The 17,426-nt window shown below is 47.3% G+C and carries 16 protein-coding genes, 3 tRNA genes and 1 other annotated feature; of the genes, 17 read left to right on the forward strand and 2 right to left on the reverse strand.

The features are described from left to right. Window positions 1-7 precede the first annotated feature (7 nt). The 17 genes from FN782_RS00725 (at window position 8) to FN782_RS00805 (ending at window position 14,615) form a co-directional block, all read left to right on the forward strand. Window positions 8-1,498: a replication initiation and membrane attachment family protein gene (locus tag FN782_RS00725; RefSeq protein WP_142503859.1), complete on the forward strand. Its 1,491-nt coding sequence runs from the start codon at window positions 8-10 to the stop codon at window positions 1,496-1,498. An 11-nt stretch (window positions 1,499-1,509) separates the two neighbouring features. After that, complete coding sequence (gene dnaI, locus FN782_RS00730) at window positions 1,510-2,430, forward strand: primosomal protein DnaI (protein ID WP_221930152.1); 921 nt, start codon at window positions 1,510-1,512, stop codon at window positions 2,428-2,430. Window positions 2,431-2,507: 77 nt separating this feature from the next. Then, a tRNA-Phe gene (locus tag FN782_RS00735) sits at window positions 2,508-2,583 on the forward strand. Between the two features lie 7 nt (window positions 2,584-2,590). Further along, window positions 2,591-2,665 (forward strand) — tRNA-Gly (locus FN782_RS00740). Window positions 2,666-2,676: 11 nt separating this feature from the next. Then, window positions 2,677-2,766 (forward strand) — tRNA-Leu (locus FN782_RS00745). 235 nt (window positions 2,767-3,001) lie between these two features. Further along, on the forward strand, window positions 3,002-3,652 hold the full coding sequence (locus FN782_RS00750; protein ID WP_185955951.1) for a metal-dependent hydrolase: 651 nt from the start codon (window positions 3,002-3,004) through the stop codon (window positions 3,650-3,652). A gap of 119 nt (window positions 3,653-3,771) precedes the next feature. Then, window positions 3,772-4,659 carry a putative sporulation protein YtxC gene (ytxC, locus tag FN782_RS00755; RefSeq protein ID WP_185955952.1) on the forward strand — a complete coding sequence of 296 codons (888 nt, stop codon included), beginning with the start codon at window positions 3,772-3,774 and terminating at the stop codon, window positions 4,657-4,659. Between the two features lie 359 nt (window positions 4,660-5,018). Then, entirely contained in the window at window positions 5,019-6,947 is a 1,929-nt protein-coding gene (thrS, locus tag FN782_RS00760) for a threonine--tRNA ligase (RefSeq protein WP_142503863.1), read from the forward strand. Between the two features lie 75 nt (window positions 6,948-7,022). Then, window positions 7,023-7,137: a sequence feature (ribosomal protein L20 leader region), on the forward strand. Between the two features lie 32 nt (window positions 7,138-7,169). Continuing rightward, the gene (gene infC, locus FN782_RS00765) at window positions 7,170-7,694 is read left to right on the forward strand and encodes a translation initiation factor IF-3 (RefSeq protein ID WP_185955996.1); all 525 of its coding nucleotides are present in this window, start codon (window positions 7,170-7,172) and stop codon (window positions 7,692-7,694) included. Window positions 7,695-7,712: 18 nt separating this feature from the next. After that, on the forward strand, window positions 7,713-7,910 hold the full coding sequence (gene rpmI, locus FN782_RS00770; RefSeq protein ID WP_142503865.1) for a 50S ribosomal protein L35: 198 nt from the start codon (window positions 7,713-7,715) through the stop codon (window positions 7,908-7,910). Window positions 7,911-7,975: 65 nt separating this feature from the next. Further along, window positions 7,976-8,335: a 50S ribosomal protein L20 gene (rplT, locus tag FN782_RS00775; RefSeq protein WP_142503866.1), complete on the forward strand. Its 360-nt coding sequence runs from the start codon at window positions 7,976-7,978 to the stop codon at window positions 8,333-8,335. A 176-nt stretch (window positions 8,336-8,511) separates the two neighbouring features. Beyond that, window positions 8,512-9,384, forward strand: coding sequence for a serine/threonine-protein kinase (locus FN782_RS00780; RefSeq protein ID WP_142503867.1), 873 nt, complete (start codon window positions 8,512-8,514; stop codon window positions 9,382-9,384). 54 nt (window positions 9,385-9,438) lie between these two features. Beyond that, a complete protein-coding gene (locus FN782_RS00785) occupies window positions 9,439-10,764 on the forward strand; it encodes a cytosine permease (protein ID WP_142503868.1) in 1,326 nt (441 codons plus the stop codon). Between the two features lie 21 nt (window positions 10,765-10,785). Then, window positions 10,786-11,874: an S-methyl thiohydantoin desulfurase family protein gene (locus FN782_RS00790; RefSeq protein WP_142503869.1), complete on the forward strand. Its 1,089-nt coding sequence runs from the start codon at window positions 10,786-10,788 to the stop codon at window positions 11,872-11,874. Continuing rightward, window positions 11,874-13,451 carry a hydantoinase/oxoprolinase N-terminal domain-containing protein gene (locus FN782_RS00795; RefSeq protein WP_142503870.1) on the forward strand — a complete coding sequence of 526 codons (1,578 nt, stop codon included), beginning with the start codon at window positions 11,874-11,876 and terminating at the stop codon, window positions 13,449-13,451. Before FN782_RS00790 ends, FN782_RS00795 begins: the two co-directional genes overlap by 1 nt. A gap of 340 nt (window positions 13,452-13,791) precedes the next feature. Beyond that, the gene (locus tag FN782_RS00800) at window positions 13,792-14,001 is read left to right on the forward strand and encodes a Ger(x)C family spore germination protein (RefSeq protein WP_142503871.1); all 210 of its coding nucleotides are present in this window, start codon (window positions 13,792-13,794) and stop codon (window positions 13,999-14,001) included. 212 nt (window positions 14,002-14,213) lie between these two features. Continuing rightward, the gene (locus FN782_RS00805) at window positions 14,214-14,615 is read left to right on the forward strand and encodes a Ger(x)C family spore germination C-terminal domain-containing protein (protein ID WP_142503872.1); all 402 of its coding nucleotides are present in this window, start codon (window positions 14,214-14,216) and stop codon (window positions 14,613-14,615) included. Window positions 14,616-14,644: 29 nt separating this feature from the next. On the opposite strand, the gene FN782_RS00810 is transcribed toward FN782_RS00805, so the two are convergent. Both FN782_RS00810 and FN782_RS00815 read right to left on the reverse strand, forming a co-directional pair. Beyond that, window positions 14,645-15,709: a thermonuclease family protein gene (locus FN782_RS00810; RefSeq protein WP_142503873.1), complete on the reverse strand. Its 1,065-nt coding sequence runs from the start codon at window positions 15,707-15,709 to the stop codon at window positions 14,645-14,647. Between the two features lie 110 nt (window positions 15,710-15,819). After that, window positions 15,820-17,424 (reverse strand): MDR family MFS transporter, encoded by a 1,605-nt coding sequence (locus FN782_RS00815; RefSeq protein ID WP_142503874.1) that lies wholly within the window; start codon window positions 17,422-17,424, stop codon window positions 15,820-15,822. Window positions 17,425-17,426 lie beyond the last annotated feature (2 nt).

The raw sequence follows: 17,426 nt of genomic DNA on the forward strand, positions 1-17,426 counted from the left end.
TGGGTTGATGTCGATTGTATGGAAAGAATGCACACCTCGCGATGGCTGGCGTAGTCAGAGCTGTCAACCGATTCAACCGATGGATCAGATCATTTTGGTCAACCTCTATCAACCCTTGGTGGGGGCGACTGCTGTCAGCTTGTATTTAACCTTATACAGTCAGTTGCCTCTACACCGTTCAGGGGTTTCCCGTATGCATTCCCATCTGGATTTGATGAAACTGTTGCAGGTACCGTTGGGAGAGATGCTGCAGGCGAGGTACCGATTGGAAGGAATCGGTCTTTTGAATACCTTTCGATTACAAGATCAAGACCGCAAAATTTTTCAGTACGATCTGGTTCCTCCCCTGTCTCCTTCCCAATTTTTTCAGAGTGATGTTTTGAGCGCTTCCCTTGTGAATCGACTGGGTAAGGAGCGCTTTCGAATGTTGCATGAAGAGATGGTTTCCATAAAAGTGGAAGAAGGGGCGTATTATCAATCCGTTGGGGAAAAAGTGACAAAGTCTTTTCAACAGGTATTTGGTTCGATTTCTCCTGCTGAAATCTGGTCAGCAACGGAAGTAGAAAAGGAATTGTCATCTTCGGGTGTAAATGCGGAGGGTTATTCAGGCGAGGAGGCACCTTCCAGGTTTTCGCTCCGTGAGGAAGATGAATTGGCCATGGTAAAGGTTCAGCTCCGTAATGTCATAGATGAGAGCGCGTGGACCAAAGCATTGGAGAAGGAAGTTATGGAAATCCGTGATCTCTACCAGCTGGATCATTGGGATCTCATTCGGGCGCTTCAAAATCCGTCCATTTCCCAGCATGGAAAAATTGCGATCGATCGGCTACGGGCTTTTGTACGTGATCAATATCGCATGCGCTTTGGAGGTGCTTCGGCGCCTGTAAAAAACACAAAGACCGAACGGGGAAACCAGGTACAGCCATCCGAAAACAGGGTGGCTGAACAGAAGGATTCTCCGGAAACGGAGGAAGACCGTCATTTTCGAATGTTGAACGAACTTTCTCCTGTGGAATTGCTGAGGCATTTTCAAAGGGGAAAGACCATTCCCAAAGCTGATCTTGAGCTGGTAGAGGATCTGATGCAAAATTACGGGTTGCCTCCGGGTGTGATCAATGTTCTCCTGGAATATGTTTTATATTCCAATGACTATAAACTTCCTCGTGCTTTGGTTGAAAAAATCGCTGGTCACTGGTCTCGCAAAAATGTTCGCACAGTGGAAGAAGCAAGGGAAATGGCACGAAGTGAGTTGGACTGGGAATGGAAACGTCGTCGTTCAGAAGGAAGCAGAAAAAGGAGTTTCCGGAAAGATGGGAATTGGAAAAAGCGGGAAGAAGCGCTTCCCCGTGCTGTCGCTCAAGCGATGGAGCGAGAGGCAAAAGGGGAAAATCCCAAGGTGGAAAAAGTGGACCCGGAAACGGAGGCGCGTCTTCGTGCCAAGCTGAATCGAATGCAGGAACGGCTCAGCCAAAGGATGCATGAAAAGGGGAATGAATAGGGATGGAGCGAATGGATAAGCTCGTGGGGCAGTTGAAAAAGCGTCTCTCCGGGCGGGTGGATTCAGAAATGGAAGCAAAAAAAATTCTTTCTCACCCTGAGGTTCAATCGTTCCGGAAACAGCATCCACATCTGCCTGAAAAGGTTTATTACCGTTCTTTGGTCCAACTTCGCCAGCTGGTCAGGGAAAGAGAACACTGCAAACATTGCCCCGGTTTAGAAAAGTGCCCCAACCTGATGGAAGGTCATCAACCCCATATTCAATGGTATGGGGGATATATCGAGTTACGCTTAGCACCTTGTGAGAAAATGATTGCTTTGGAGATGGAGAAAAAAAGAAAGAATCTCATTCAGAGTCATTATATCCCCGAAGATATCGTCAATGCCACGTTTGATCAAATGAATTGGGACCCTGGACGTGTAGCAGCCATAGAGGCTGCAATGGATTTTTGTGATCAGTTTGCCACCGGCTCTCCAAAGAAGGGGTTATATTTTTATGGACCCTTTGGAGTCGGTAAGAGCCGGATTGCCGGCGCAATGGCTCAATATTTGGTTCAGTATGGAATCGACTCTCTGATGGTTTATGTTCCTGATTTTATTCGGGAAATCAAGGATTCCATTCGTGATGGGATGTTGTCTGACAAATTGGAGACATTGAAAAAAGCGACTGTATTGATCTTGGATGATATCGGGGCGGAAAATATCACACCTTGGACAAGGGATGAAATCCTGGGAGCCATTTTGCAATATCGAATGGTGTATAAGCTCCCTACAGTGATGACTTCCAATTTGGATTTAAATGAACTGGAAAATCACTTGGGTCATTCGGAAAAAGGTGGGACGGAACGTGTAAAAGCGAAACGAATCATGGAACGAATCCGTCCCTTTGTGGATGTATACTATGTAGATGGATACAATCGACGAGCCAATTAACACAAAAAAGCACAAAAATCTCTTGCATCTATATAAATGGCATGCTATAATACTCTTTGTCTTCATCAAAACAAGTCGGTTCGGTAGCTCAGTCGGTAGAGCAGAGGACTGAAAATCCTCGTGTCGGCGGTTCGATTCCGTCCCGAACCACCACTTTTGAGCGGATGTGGCTCAGTGGTAGAGCACCGCCTTGCCAAGGCGGGGGTCGTGGGTTCGAATCCCATCATCCGCTCCATGTTCATTTAAGCCGGGGTGGCGGAATTGGTAGACGCACGGGACTTAAAATCCCGGGGTGGGTGATCCACCGTGTCGGTTCGAGTCCGACCCTCGGTACCAAAGGAAAAAACCCTCTCTTCTCAGTGGAAGAGAGGGTTTTTGTTTGCTTAGACAGGAATCACTGATTCTATGTAAAGTCCGGCAATTTTTTGGTAGAATGTTTTTAAGCTTTTCAGGGTTGGATGTTTTGCAGATTTATATTTTTAAATCTGGCGCCGGGATGCAGCGATGCAACGGTGTTTTTTCTTCATCGATAAACCAAACATATGTTGGGATATGGGGAAGGAGGAATAATATGACAGGGAATACGCATTTATCATTGGGTGTTGCGGCCGGAGCAGTAGCCGTTGGTGTAACCGGAAGTGGGGACGATGTTACGGCTTCAGCCGCAATGGTCCTGATTGCCTCTTTGGGTTCCATGTTGCCGGATATTGATGAACAGGGGAGTACATTAAACAATCTGCTTTTCAGATCGATTCCTTACCGCTCTGTTGCATTAGCTCTCTTTGGTGTCATTTTTGTATTGCTTGCATTGTTTAGGAATCTGGATCTATGGATTTTGTTATCGGGAATTTACGCGGTGTCTGTAGCATTTGTGCCTCATCGAAGTTTTACGCATTCATTCCTATCCATGACGATTACCACTTGGATTACATATCTAGCCTCACCTGATTATGCGTGGGCCATGGGAGCCGGATACTTGTCCCATCTGTTGGCGGATGCCTGTACACCGAGAGGAATTCCGCTTTTATGGCCCTGGAAAAAGCGTTTTGGGCTGAAAAACCTTGGAGTCAAGCTTCGAACCGGAGATGATTTTGACAAGATGACAGGAAAAGTGTCGATGTATGGGGGATGCATGGCATTAGTCTTTCTTCTGTTTCAGGATGCTTCCTATGATGCGTTTACCCAGTCGCTTGAAGGGTTAAAAGGATTGTTTACCGATTAACACAACGTAACGGTGGGAAGTAGAATCCTCAATGAAAGCGTAACCGTGCTTTTCCTGAATACCGTACCCCATCCTTCCATATACTAGGGTAAATCATGGACAAAGCAGGGGGGCGGGCTATGCCTTCTTATCGGATCTCAGTTCCAGGCCCCAGAAATGGCTGGGAAGCGGACCAAATGCGGGTACTGTTACGCGCCCAATTGAAAAGAATGGGACAGACGGGACTGGATTGGGATATCGAGGAGATCAGGATGGGAAACCGTACTGTTTTTCTTTTATTCAATCATAATCGAAAGAAGAGAATGAATGGGGAGAAAGAGATTCAGAAATCACTGGGCATGACGGTTGCAGAGTATATTGTAACGGTCAATGAACCTCATGTGATTCGAAAAATTATTCAGCGGGTTTTTCATTTCCGTCATCCAGACGACAGTCGGAAAATTGAACAGTATGCACTTCATCTACTTGACGATTCTGAAGCAGATGAACCCCCTTATCGGAAACGAAAGGAACGCATGGCACGGCAAGTGATGCGATATTTAAACCAGCATCATGTTTTGGCTGTGGATGGCTTCTTTCATTTTCGCCTCAAACATTATCGGGATGGGTTGATCCGGTTGGTGGAGCATGCTGTTGATGAGTTTTTGCTGGAACAGGAGTATCGGGAATTTATTGAACTACTTCGGTATTTTGTCTCCATTCAACAGCCCAAATGCTCTTTGGTGCATGTCCTTCATATTGAAAAACGGCAGTTTCGCTTACTGGACCGAAAAGGCGATCCACTTCAACTGAAGGATATGGGTTCAATCGCGCAGGATTTGTTGGAACAACCGTTTTCTCATGAAGATCTGATTGTCAGTACCCTTCTCACGGTGGCACCGAAACAGGTGGTTTTGCACACACAGAATCCAGAAGAGAATGTGATTCGGACATTAGAACAGGTGTTTGAATCGCGAATGACCTTATGTGATGGATGTTCCAGCTGTTTACCTCATCTGAGGAGATGACGAAGCATCTGTTAAGGGTTGACGGTTCTTATTTGTTGGCGGTATAATGACGTAAACTTTTTAATCAAATTGTGGGCTATGATGAGGACAGCATCATCCACTTACGGTTTCCAGAGAACAGAGGCCATCGGCTGTAAGCCTCTGAACCCTCTGGGTGGTTGATGACCCCCTCTGAGCTGCACTGGGAACGCCTGGAAAAGGCAAGTAACAGTTGCCGGTTTCGCACACCGTTAATGTGTATGGAGGATCGAGGTTTTCCCGGTGGGAGAACTTGCGGTCGAAAAAGGGTGGAACCACGAAACAACGCTCGTCCCTTCCGGGAGAGTGTTTTTTTATTTTGCCAAAGGGAGTGAAGAGATATGGGAGTGGCTGTCAAGTTACCGGACGGTTCAGTCAGAAGCTATGAGGAGAAGGTGACGGTAGAAGACGTGGCGGAGTCCATCAGTCGTGGTTTGATGAAAAAAGCGATTGCAGGGCAGATAGACGGACAAACGGTCGATTTAACCCGTGAAGTGCCGGATGGGGCAGAGGTGCGGATCTTAACATTGGATGATCCGGAGGGATTGGAAGTTTATCGGCACAGTGCGGCCCACCTGATGGCTCAGGCAGTAAAACGTCTTTACGCTGACGTAAAATTAGGGATCGGTCCAGTGATCGATAACGGATTTTATTACGACATGGATATTCCTGACCGACTGACAACGGAAGACCTTCCTAAAATTGAAGAAGAGATGAAAAAAATCGTCAAGGAGAACCTGCCCATTCGCAGGCGAGTGGTTTCCAAGAAGGAAGCGCTTCGCATCTATGAAGAATTGGGGGATCATTTGAAACTGGAACTGATTCGGGAACTTCCGGAGGATGAGGAGATCACGATCTATGAACAGGGAGAGTTTTTTGACCTGTGCCGGGGTCCGCATGTTCCTTCGACCGGGAAGTTAAAGGCGTTTAAACTGCTGAGCGTAGCTGGAGCTTATTGGCGAGGGGATTCGGACAACCCGATGCTGCAACGGGTCTATGGAACCATCTGGCCGAAAAAGTCCCAGTTGGAAGCGTACCTTAAACAGTTGGAAGAAGCGAAAGAACGGGATCATCGTAAACTGGGCAAGGATTTGAAAATCTTTACCCTCTCCCAGGAAGTGGGGCAGGGATTGCCAATCTGGTTACCCAATGGGGCGACGATCCGACGAATTATTGAGCGGTATATTGTGGATAAAGAAGAAAGAATGGGATATAATCACGTCTACACTCCCCATTTAGCCAGCAAGGAACTGTATAAAATATCCGGACACCTGGATCACTATCAGGAAGATATGTATCCATCCATGAAGCTGGACAATGAAGAACTTGTTTTGCGTCCGATGAATTGTCCCCATCATATGATGGTGTATAAAAGTGATTTGAAAAGCTATCGGAACCTTCCGGTCAGAATTGCAGAGCTGGGAATGATGCACCGGTATGAAATGTCCGGGGCATTGTCCGGATTGCAACGGGTTCGGGCGATGACTTTGAATGATGCCCACATTTTCTGTCGACCGGATCAGATTAAAGAAGAGTTTACGCGGGTGGTCCAACTGATCCAGGAAGTCTATAAAGACTTTGGAATCAAGGATTTTTGGTATCGGCTGTCTTATCGGGACCCTGAGGACAAAAAGAAATATATCCAGAACGATGAGATGTGGGAAAAAAGTCAGCAAATGTTGAAGAAAGCGATGGATGAGCTGGGGTTGGAATATGTGGAAGCGGAAGGAGAAGCTGCCTTTTACGGTCCAAAACTGGATGTCCAGGTACAGACCGCCCTTGGCAAGGACGAAACCTTGTCCACGGTTCAACTGGACTTCCACTTGCCCAACCAGTTTGAGCTGGAGTATATCGGAGAAGACAGCCAACCTCATCGTCCCGTGGTGATCCATCGGGGGATTGTTGGAACCATGGAACGTTTTGTTGCCTTCTTGCTGGAGTATTATAAGGGCGCGTTACCCTTCTGGCTGTCTCCGGTTCAAGCAAAGGTGATGACGATCAGTGATTCTTTCAACGATTATGGCCGAGAGGTAGTCGACCGCCTTACAAAAGCTGGAATCCGGGCGGAGTTGGATGCCCGCTCTGAAAAGATTGGGTATAAGATCCGGGAAGCCCAACTTCAGAAAGTGCCTTATATGTTGGTGGTGGGTCAAAAAGAGAAAGAAGAGGGAACGGTTGCGGTTCGTGATCGAGTCCAGGGTGATCAAGGGGCTCAGGATGTAGATGCGTTGATTCAAAGGATGCAAAAGGAAAAAGAGGACAAGCGTTAAATCCAGAAATGTATTTTCCTTTCCTTGATCCCTTCTATCTTGACATAAACCAGCTTTCATGGTAGGATTCGAATAGTATTTAAGCAGAAGCGCCCCGCTTCTCACCTGATCGACGCTGAAGTTGACAGGTTATCGGTTCTGGATGACGGGATCAAAAAGTGTGGGCGTCTGCCTGCACTTTTTTGCTTTTGATATTGAATTCTCCTTCGGAGGTGGCAGGTTATTAGCAAAGAACAACAACTGATCAACGAGGCAATCCGAGCCCGTGAAGTGCGTTTGATTGATCAGGATGGCAACCAATTGGGCATTAAACCGCTCCGGGAGGCCCTTCGCCTGGCCCAGGAGGCGGACCTGGATCTTGTGAATGTGGCTCCCAAGGCCAAACCACCGGTATGCCGGATTATGGATTACGGTAAATACCGTTACGAGCAAAGCAAGCGGGAAAAGGAAGCCCGGAAAAAGCAAAAGACCATTCAAGTTAAGGAAATCCGCTTCAGCCCTTCCATTGAAGAACATGATATAAACACCAAGCTTCGTAATGTGAAAAAATTTCTTAACAAGGGCGACAAAGTGAAATTGACGATCCGTTTCCGCGGTCGGGAGATTACACACCAGGATTTGGGTCGGCAGATCCTCGTCCGCATGGCGGAGGAAGTGAAGGATATCAGTGATGTGGAGCGGCAACCCAAGATGGAAGGCCGCCATATGATCATGATCCTGTCGCCGAAAAAGGAAAAAAACAATTGACAGTCAGGAGGACTTGAGATGCCGAAAATGAAGACTCGCCGCGCTGCTGCCAAGCGTTTCAGCAAAACCGGCTCCGGTAAAATCAAACGGAATCATGCTTTTATGAACCACATGCTGGAACACAAGCCGAAAAAGGCAAAACGCAAGTTGCGTAAGTCCACTACGGTGAGCAAATCAGATGTCAAACGCATCAAACAACTGATTGCCTATAAGTAAGACCCCCCTATGCATGTGGGTCTGACACGGGAAATATATAAGCGCTGAGTTGGAGGGAATGGATTATGGCACGTGTTAAAGGTGGGTATGTGACTCGCCGTCGTCGCAAAAAAGTGTTAAAGTTGGCCCGGGGATACTTTGGTTCGAAACGGACGCTTTTCAAAACAGCCAAACAGCAAGTGATGAAGTCACTCACTTATGCCTATCGCGATCGGCGTCAGAAAAAGCGTGACTTTCGCCGTTTATGGATCAGCCGGATCAATGCAGCAGCTCGTATGAACGGACTTTCATACAATAAGCTGATGCATGGTTTGAAGCAGGCCGGTGTGGAAGTTAACCGTAAAATGCTGGCTGATTTGGCTGTTAATGATAAAAAAGCATTCTCAGAGCTGGCCAATTTGGCTAAACAAAAAGTAAATGCATGACAATGCCCTTGAAACCTCGTTTTCTTCTATAAAACGAGGTTTTTTGCTGTATTCAACATTAAAAAATGTATTTTTGCTATAAAATATCGTATTCTATATTTCTATTATATGGTATACTTCCGGTAAGTTAATTTTCAGCCTTAATTATCCATTACATGCAAGGGAGGGGTTGGGAGTTGATCAAGAAAACAGGGGAGTTGATGGATGACCCAGTTTCGGATCAGGACGTTGTTCATATTTATTCCACCCGATTGGCTTTGGGGCGATCTGCTGAGGGTACACATGTGTTTTTGCAGGAAGTACAATTGAAGAGACCCCTTCCTCCTGGGGCTTCAGAAGTTTTTCTGCATCTTTGTCATGAATGCCTTCCACCTGTGCTGGATGTTCGCGAAGAGATGGACCGCTTAGTGATGGTTCATCCGCCGCTTGCTGGTGACCCGTTATCAGAGCTGGTTCATCCAGGAAAAGGAATGGACCCGTATGCGGCACTTACTCTTTATCGTAAGTTATTGCGAGGAGCCATCTGGATGTCCAATCTTGCCCTGCCCTTGACTGCTTCATTGGACCCTTTAAACATTATGATTCATGGCAATCGACCTTATTTTATCCTCTTTGGTTTTCGAAATTTCGCTAAACTAAAAGATGATGAACAGTGGCGATATCTTTTGTACTTTTTGTTGACAGGTTATCGAATGGAAGAAAGGTCTCGGATGGAGGGAGGACTGCAACATTCCGACTTGCCAACATCGCTGAAGGAGTTGATTGAACAAGGGTTGGAGCCGGATATGACAATGGAATCCATGTTGGATGCCGTTGAGTACTTGCTGGACGCTTACAAAAAAGGTATTTCCGATTTTTCAGAGGAAAAGAAACGAAGGAGAAGGAAACAGGAGCTGTTGACGTTACTGATTGTAACAGTAACCTTGCTTGGATTTATTTGGGGACAACAGTATTTTCATACGAGTGAATCCCCGGTCAGTTCCAACAACACAACCACTTCACAGTCACCTGAAAATCGCGATCCTAATGTGCCGTTACCGGAGAAATAAGGTTGGACCAACTCCTTTTTGCAGGGAATCATTTGATCCTTGGAGGTGTACAGGGTGGAAAAGAAATTTCACTGGCAGGATTATGAAAGGCAGCCTGTTCCCTTATCTGATCGCAAGCGTTGGTGGTCTTTAAGCTTGGTATGGATTGCTATTGGTATCGATTTATCCTCCATTCTGCTGGGAGGTCAATTGGGAGCTGGAATGCCTTTGGATCAGGCACTTTTGTCTGTGGTGATCGGTTCCTTGGTGTTGGCCGTCTTTAGCTCTTTGTGTTCCTATGTTGGGGCCATGACGGGTTTGTCTACAGCGATGATCTCCCGGTTTGTTTTCGGGGAATATGGTGCTCGTCTGGTGGCAGGTGTCATCGGAGTTTCGCTGTTTGGTTGGTTTGGAGTACAGGCCGGCTTCTTTGGCGCAAGTGCCGGTGCCCTGCTGGAACAGTTGTCAGGGGTTACTCCACCGGAGAGCGTGTTATCGTTAGTCGGTGGGCTTCTTATGACAACCACGGCGGTGTTCGGCTACCGCGCGGTTGAAAAATTGAGCATTTGGTCGGTTCCGCTTATGGTCGGTTTGCTGATCAGCTCTGTGGTTTTTGCTTTTGCCGGTAATGGTGGAAACCAACTGAATGCTCTTCCCGCTGGAGAACCTTTAACACTGGGAATGGCAATTTCTTTCGTGGTGGGAATTTTCCTGGTGGGAACGGTGATTTCCCCAGATGTGGCTCGCTGGGCACGAACGAAAAAGGATGCTGTTTTATCGGCTTTTTTTGGTTTTCTCATCGGTAACAGCCTGATGTTGTTTATTGCTATTTTTCTGTCCAAAGTAACGGGTACGGGTGACTTGGTGAAGATATTCACCTCTTTGGGTATGGGCATTCCAGCGATGCTGATTTTGATTCTCGCTCAATGGACAACCAATGATAACAATCTGTATTCCTCTTCTCTCAGTTGGTCCGTCGTCTTTCGAAAACTGTCCAAGGTCTGGATCACATTGATTGCCGGAATTGTGGGAAGTTTCATTGCTTTCTTCGGCATCTACAACCACTTTACCGATTTTCTCTCCTACCTCACGGTGCTTGTATCACCCATCGGAGGGATTTATCTTGCGGAGTATTTTCTGCTGGATCGTTCCCGTTTTTCTTTTGCTTACATTCGTGAACAAAAGATGCCTGTTTTTTGGTGGCGTTCCATGATCGCTTGGTTGGGGGCTTCTTTCGTTTCCTTTGCCACCACACCCGCGCCGGGAGGATTTGGGTGGTTTCAGTTTACAACGATTCCTGCCATGGATGGTATTCTTGTCGGTTTTCTCTTGCAGTGGCTGATTGGTCGGCTGTTTCCCACACAGGGGAATCGTGAGAAGGAAAAAAAGGTGACTGCCTGATCGCATAAAGGAGGAAGTTTCGTGAGGGAACTGTCGCGGGAGTCAGTGAGTGATATTGCGGTAGGTTCGGCGGTTCTCGGAACCGGAGGCGGTGGAGATCCTAGCCTTGGTCAATGGATGGCCATTCATGCGATTGAAGAATATGGCCCGGTACGTCTGATAACAGTGGATGAGCTGGATCGGGATTCATTGGTTGTCCCTGCTGGCATGATGGGGGCACCAACCGTCCTGGTTGAAAAAATTCCAGGAGGTCAGGAGTTGGTCAATGCTTATCAACGGATGGAGACGCTCTTGGGAAAAACAATCGAAGCGATTATGCCTGTGGAAGCGGGTGGGGTCAATTCTCTCCTTCCTCTGGTATTAGCTGCCCAGAAGGGAATCCCTGTGGTAGATGCGGACTCGATGGGACGTGCCTTTCCCGAAGTCCATATGACGGTCTTTCATCTGAATGGATTATCACCCGAACCGGCCGTCTTGGCGGATGAAAAAGGCAATACTGCGGTACTCTATCCTGCGGATGGGGATTGGTACGAAGGGCTGGCACGGGAGTTAACGGTTCGGATGGGAGGATCGGTCGCTGTACTGGATTATCCTTTACGGGGGGAACAGGTCAAACAGAGTGCCATTCCTGGAACACTCTCTCTGGCTGAACGGGTGGGCTCAATGTTGCGCCAATTCCACAGTCGGGAGAATTCTCCCGTTCAATCCATGATCGAGCAGTTAGAAGCGGTGTTATTATTTCAAGGAAAAGTGGTGGATGTGGAACGCCGAACCGAAAGCGGCTTTGCAAAAGGAAAGGTTTGTTTGACCGGGACGGGTTCCTACCGGGAACGGGAGTGTGAGTTACTGTTTCAGAATGAGTTTCTCGCGGCCCAGGGGGAAGGGAAAGTGATTGCCACCACTCCCGATTTGATCTGTGTTCTGGATGAAGAAACGGGGACTCCGGTTACGACGGAGAAAATCCGTTACGGAATGCGGACCGTAGTGATTGGACTTCCCTGCCATCCCAAATGGCGCACAGTGGATGGGCTGAATTTGGTTGGTCCCCGCCGGTTTGGATACCCCTTTGATTATGTACCGATACCAAAAACGATTCAGGGGAGTGTATGATGCATTACCGAATGGGTGTGGATGTGGGAGGGTCCCATACGGATGCTGTGTTGTTGGATGAAAATCTCTGCTGTGTTCATGGAGTGAAGGTTCCTACGACGGCTAATGTAGACTCCGGGATCAGAGAGGCTGTTGAGCGTTTGGGAAAAGAAAGCGGAATCCATCCCCGGCAGGTGAAACTGGCAACGCTGGGTACCACGCATTGTGCCAATGCTGTGGTGGAACGGAAGAATTTATCCCGTGTAGGCATGATTCGGATTGGAGCACCGGCCACTCGATCCGTGCCTCCGATGGTCGGATGGCCGGAGGACCTAAAGAAGGCGATTGGTTCGGTTTACTTTCTTGTCCGAGGTGGAAGGGAATATAATGGCACTCCCATCGTTCCGTTGGATTTAGAGGAGATTCGCCATGCTTGTCGACAGATGAAAGGATTGGTGGATGCAGTTGCCATCACTGCGGTTTTCGCGCCGACTGACCCTGCTGATGAAGATTTGGCAGCGGAGATTGTCCGGGAGGAATTGGGCGCATCCATTCCTGTTACCCGTTCCGGAGAATTGGCAGGACTGGGATTGTTGGATCGGGAAAATGCAACCATATTAAATGCTGCACTGAACCGAACGGCTAACAGGGTGATCGAAGGATTTCGGAGAGCTTTAGAGCAAGCGGGAATGCAGGCAAATATTTTCTTTGGACAAAATGATGGGACCATGATGCCGGAAAAAATGGCCCGACGGTTTCCAATCCGCATGATCGCTTGCGGTCCTGTTCATTCTTTGCGGGGAGCGGCTCATCTTTCCAAAATGTCAGATGCAGTGGTAGTGGATGTGGGTGGAACCACTACGGACGTGGGAATGGTGTCCAATCGCTTTCCGAGAGAGTCGATAGACCCTGCGGAAATTGGGGGTGTGAAGATCAATGCCTCCATGCCGGATTTGTTGTCGGTAGGTGTGGGAGGAGGAACGGTTATACGGGGAGGTCCGGAGGATATCTGTCTGGGTCCGGACAGCGTAGGCCATCGTTTGACGCAACTTGCTCGATGTTTTGGAGGGAGTACCTGGACCTTGACGGATGCCGCTGCTGCAATCGGCAGAATTGGATGGACTCCTTTCATGAGTGTGACAGAGGAAGAAAAACAACGCTCACAAAAAGCGATGTCTGTGGTGAAAAATCGTGTAGAGGAAGCGATTGATCGTATAAAAGGAGGGCCCTCTCCTGTTTCCGTCATTTTGGTTGGTGGTGGAAGCTCTTTACTCCCTGATGAGCTGACAGGAGCTTCCCAAGTGATTCGACCTCCACACCATGAGGTGGCGAATGCGGTCGGAGCCGCTCTGGGTCAAGTGGGGGCTCAAGTGGAGCGGATTGTTTCACTGGAAGAGGAATCGCGGGATTACGTGTATCAGCATCTCAAAAAGGAAACGTTTGAGGCCACTGTCCGACAAGGGGCTGATCCGAAAACGGTTCGCTTGATTTCTGTCGAGGAAATTCCCCTCTCTTACCTTCCGGGAAAAAGTGTTCGGTTTCGTCTTAAGGCAGCGGGGGATATACGAACATCTGCTGAAGATACAGCGGTTTTGTAGGAGGGTTCCATTTAGCCGCTCTGTAAAAGGGATATAGTTGATCAGTAGACAAGAAACCTCCAACCGGGATGTACGGTTGGAGGTTTTTGATCATTATTTCATAAATGGTTAGTGTGATGACACCAAATGCGTTTAATGAGGGGCAATCATTCCCGTAGGCTCTGATTTTCCGGAAGATGAAAGCAGAGGAGTCATACCTTTTTTATCATGAATGTTTGGAACATATCGATTAACGATACGCATACTTCTCATATATCAAAGGGTTTATCTATTTTATTCCAATTAACTTGGAGTACCCCTTTTCTCTCTAAAAGAGATGGCTCTTAGGGGAGGGCTTTCATTGCAACTTGAGCAAGAACGGGACGTCTTTCCCTTTCTGGACGTTCTCTTTCGCGATCCCCAAAACGAAACCAATGCACGGGTAGTAGCGGTGGATGGACCGGTTCGGGATATCATGTACGCGGACACAAAGGACAAAGGGCGCTTAGCGGTGGTTATACGGGAAATACTGGATTTATCCAACCGGAAGGGAAGGGAAGGGCTGTTCTAACGCGATTGTTTCAGTTTCACCGCCAGATATTGGACAAACGAATCACCCCTTATCTATCGGAAATGACTATGAAGGGAAATGAAGTGATGGTAACAGGGACGGCTCTGTTGAACCCGAACGGAACGTATGTGGGGTCACTCAATCAGAAAGAAAGTACCTTTTGTTGCAACAAAAAATGAAAGAATCGATCCCTTTGATGTTTCAACTGAAATCTGTCAGAAAATCACGATGAAGACGGAGAAAGCCAGATCAATCTGAAGGTTGAGGACCATTCCCTTAAAGTAAAAACCGATTATCATCAAGGTCGGTTTGTGTTTAATATTGATGTGAATGTCGAAGTAGTCGTAACGGAACGCCTGTTTCCGTTTGATCTTAACAAGCACCCTGAGCGTATGGAATCTCTTCTGGAACATCGATTAAAAAAAGAAAACGAAGCCCTAGTGGAAAAACTGCAAAAACATCAGGTTGATCCTTTGGGATTGGGAGTTTATGCAAGGGAATATCCATACGATGCATGGAACAAAGAACAGGACGACTGGGGAAAGGCCCTGTCCCGTGCCAGGATAACGGTATCGCCCCAAGTAGAGATCAGGAATTTCGGCGTAACCATGTAAGTGATCCCCCAATTGGAAGGGGGGTCACTTCATTGATTACGATCCTTTTTGGTTGGGGTTTGATCCATGGTTTCAGACCAGCTTCCGCCATCGGGAGAGCGATACCAGGAAGCGTCATTGGAGGAGAATTGGTATGAATATTGATCGATGATGGTGCCGTCGGGAGATTTCAGTGTGACATCATCTCCGGCGTTATTGAAGTAATAATCGGGTTCCCAGATCCAGTAGCCTTTGGCGGGAATGACTGTTCCGTCAGGAATCGTGTATGGAGAGGAACCTCCCCCAACCCGATCGTCAATGATATATCCACTGATGTCTACTGGTTGATCTCCGGGATTGTACAATTCCACAAACTCATGCTTGAATGAGGTGTGAGGGTCGGGCATCACTTCGTTGAGCAGAATATGTCCTTCGTTTTGGTCTGCGGGAGTATAGCCAGCTTGCCGGGCGTCGGCTTCGCTCCAAAAGAATATTCGATCTTCCACAGGGACTTGTTGATATGCGTCCGGTTGGACATATGTGTGAGTTTGAACATTTCCTACATATTTTTCCGGTTGGCGGCCAGAGGCACGGAGTCGGAATTCAAACGGCAGCTCAGGGAGGGGATTGGAGGCATTCCAGATCTGGAGTTCGTTTCTTTTGGCTTCAACCAGTGATGAACGGAATGAAGTGATCCCTTGGATATTGGGCCAGATAAAATAGGTAACGGCATAACCCTGGCGAACCATCTCATGGTTTATATTCCGGTTTCCTTTCCAGACATGGGCTAACAGGCGACCATAATCATCTGTTTCCTCCACATCGGTTTCCAATGTGATGGACGTGCCGGGGGGCAGAAGTTGTTGAAGGTACGTTTTGGCTTGCGTGGCCCAAGGTTCCTGGCTTTCCCCATGATAGTACATTTCTGGTGTATCAATGGAGAGCAGGCGAATCTTATTGGTTCCTTTGATCGTTTCCCGGATTCGGATCGTATCTCCATCAGATACGGACTCCACAGTAGCTGTGTATGATTTGGCATGGACATCCGGTGCAACTCCCATCAACAGCCCTGATGTGACAGCAACGATGCAAATCAGAGTAAGGACATTTTTCATTGGTTTTCCCTCCTTCCTCTAAGAGTTTAGTTGATGGGATTGGAAAAAATATAAAGGGAAGGTAAAGTTTTTTTAAAAAACCCCGGTTACAACCGGGGGGAGGGGGAAATTCAGTTTTGGGGTTGCGTGTTGGTGGACAATGGAGCCTCGGAATCCTGGTTACTGGTTCGAAGTGGGATTTCCTGAACAAAGAAGGTTAATACAAATGCCAACAAAATGACCCCCATGCCTGCCAAAAAGACATGAGACAGACCGGAACTCATGGCTTCTCGCATAAATTGGACAAAGGAATCAAAGAAACTGCTCATTTCCGGGGGAAGCTGGCTCTTGATCTGATTCAAATGATCAGGAGAGAGAAGAATTTGCGGGTCTTTTAATTCTTTGAATTTCTCTGCCAGTTGGGGAGGCAAGCTCCCTTTTTGCATCTTTCCTATTCCTTCACTCAACTCAGATTTCATCGTGGAAGACATAATGGTTCCCATCACGGAAACGCCAACGGTTCCTCCAACCTGACGGAACAGCTGGATCGAAGCGGTTGCGACACCTAACTCACGGTGAGGAACTGCATTTTGGATGATCAGGTTAAAAATAGGGAATGCCATTCCCAGACCGAATCCAACCACAACCAGGTTTAAAGCAGCAGTAATGTTGGTGGTTTCTGTTGTCATTTGGCTCAAAAGGTACATTCCCAGACCCATAATGGCCAATCCACACAGGGCAATCTTTTTATACTTGCCGGTTCGGGTGACAACCTGTCCGGTAATGGTGCTGGAAAATACCATACTTAACATCATGAACATGACAACGAATCCACTTTTGGAAGCGGATGTTCCCATGACCCCCTGGATAAAGAAGGGCATATACATGATCGCTCCAAACATGCCGATTCCAATTAAAAATCCAATGAAATTGGATAGAGAGAAAACACCGTTTTGAAACAGATACAAGGGAAGAACGGGGTTTTCCGCCCGTTTTTCTGTGAATAGAAATGCGACCAAAGAGAGAACGGAGAAAGAAAAGAGTGTTACGATCTGGATGGAACTCCACGCATATTCATTTCCTGCCCATGTAAAGGCGAGCAATAAGGGAATAATGGTGAGAACCAAAAACAGCGAACCAAGATAGTCGATTTTTTTCTTTTCGCCAACGTCGGTTTTAGGGAAAAGGCGAAGGATCAGAATAAAGGCGATCAACCCAATCGGGAGAAAAATCCAAAAAACCCAATGCCAATCAAAGTGATCTACGATATATCCTCCCAATGTGGGACCAAAAACACTGGACAAGCCAAATACAGCCGCCAACAGTCCTTGCCATTTACCACGTTCCCGCGGGGAAAAGAGATCACCGACAGAAGCGAAGGAAGTGGACATAATTAATCCACCGCCAAACCCTTGCAGTCCACGATAAAGAATTAATTGAGTCATGGTGGTGGATGTTCCGCACAGGAAGGTTCCGATCATAAAAAGGCCCAGTCCGGACAGGATAAAGACCTTTCGACCGTATATGTCGGATAATTTTCCTACCAGGATGGCAGTCACACTGGAAGTTAACATGTAAATCGTAAACACCCAGTTAAAAAACTCCATTCCTCCCAGCTCAGTCACAATGACAGGCAAAGCTGTTCCCACGATCGTTTGATTGAGGCTGGCAAACAGAAGAGAAGCCATAATAGCCAGCATAATCGTGATCTTTTGTCTGAGATGCAGATGTTCCATCT

The sequence above is a fragment of the Melghirimyces algeriensis genome (genome assembly GCF_900182565.1).
GTDB classification, from domain to species: domain Bacteria; phylum Bacillota; class Bacilli; order Thermoactinomycetales; family DSM-45169; genus Melghirimyces; species Melghirimyces algeriensis.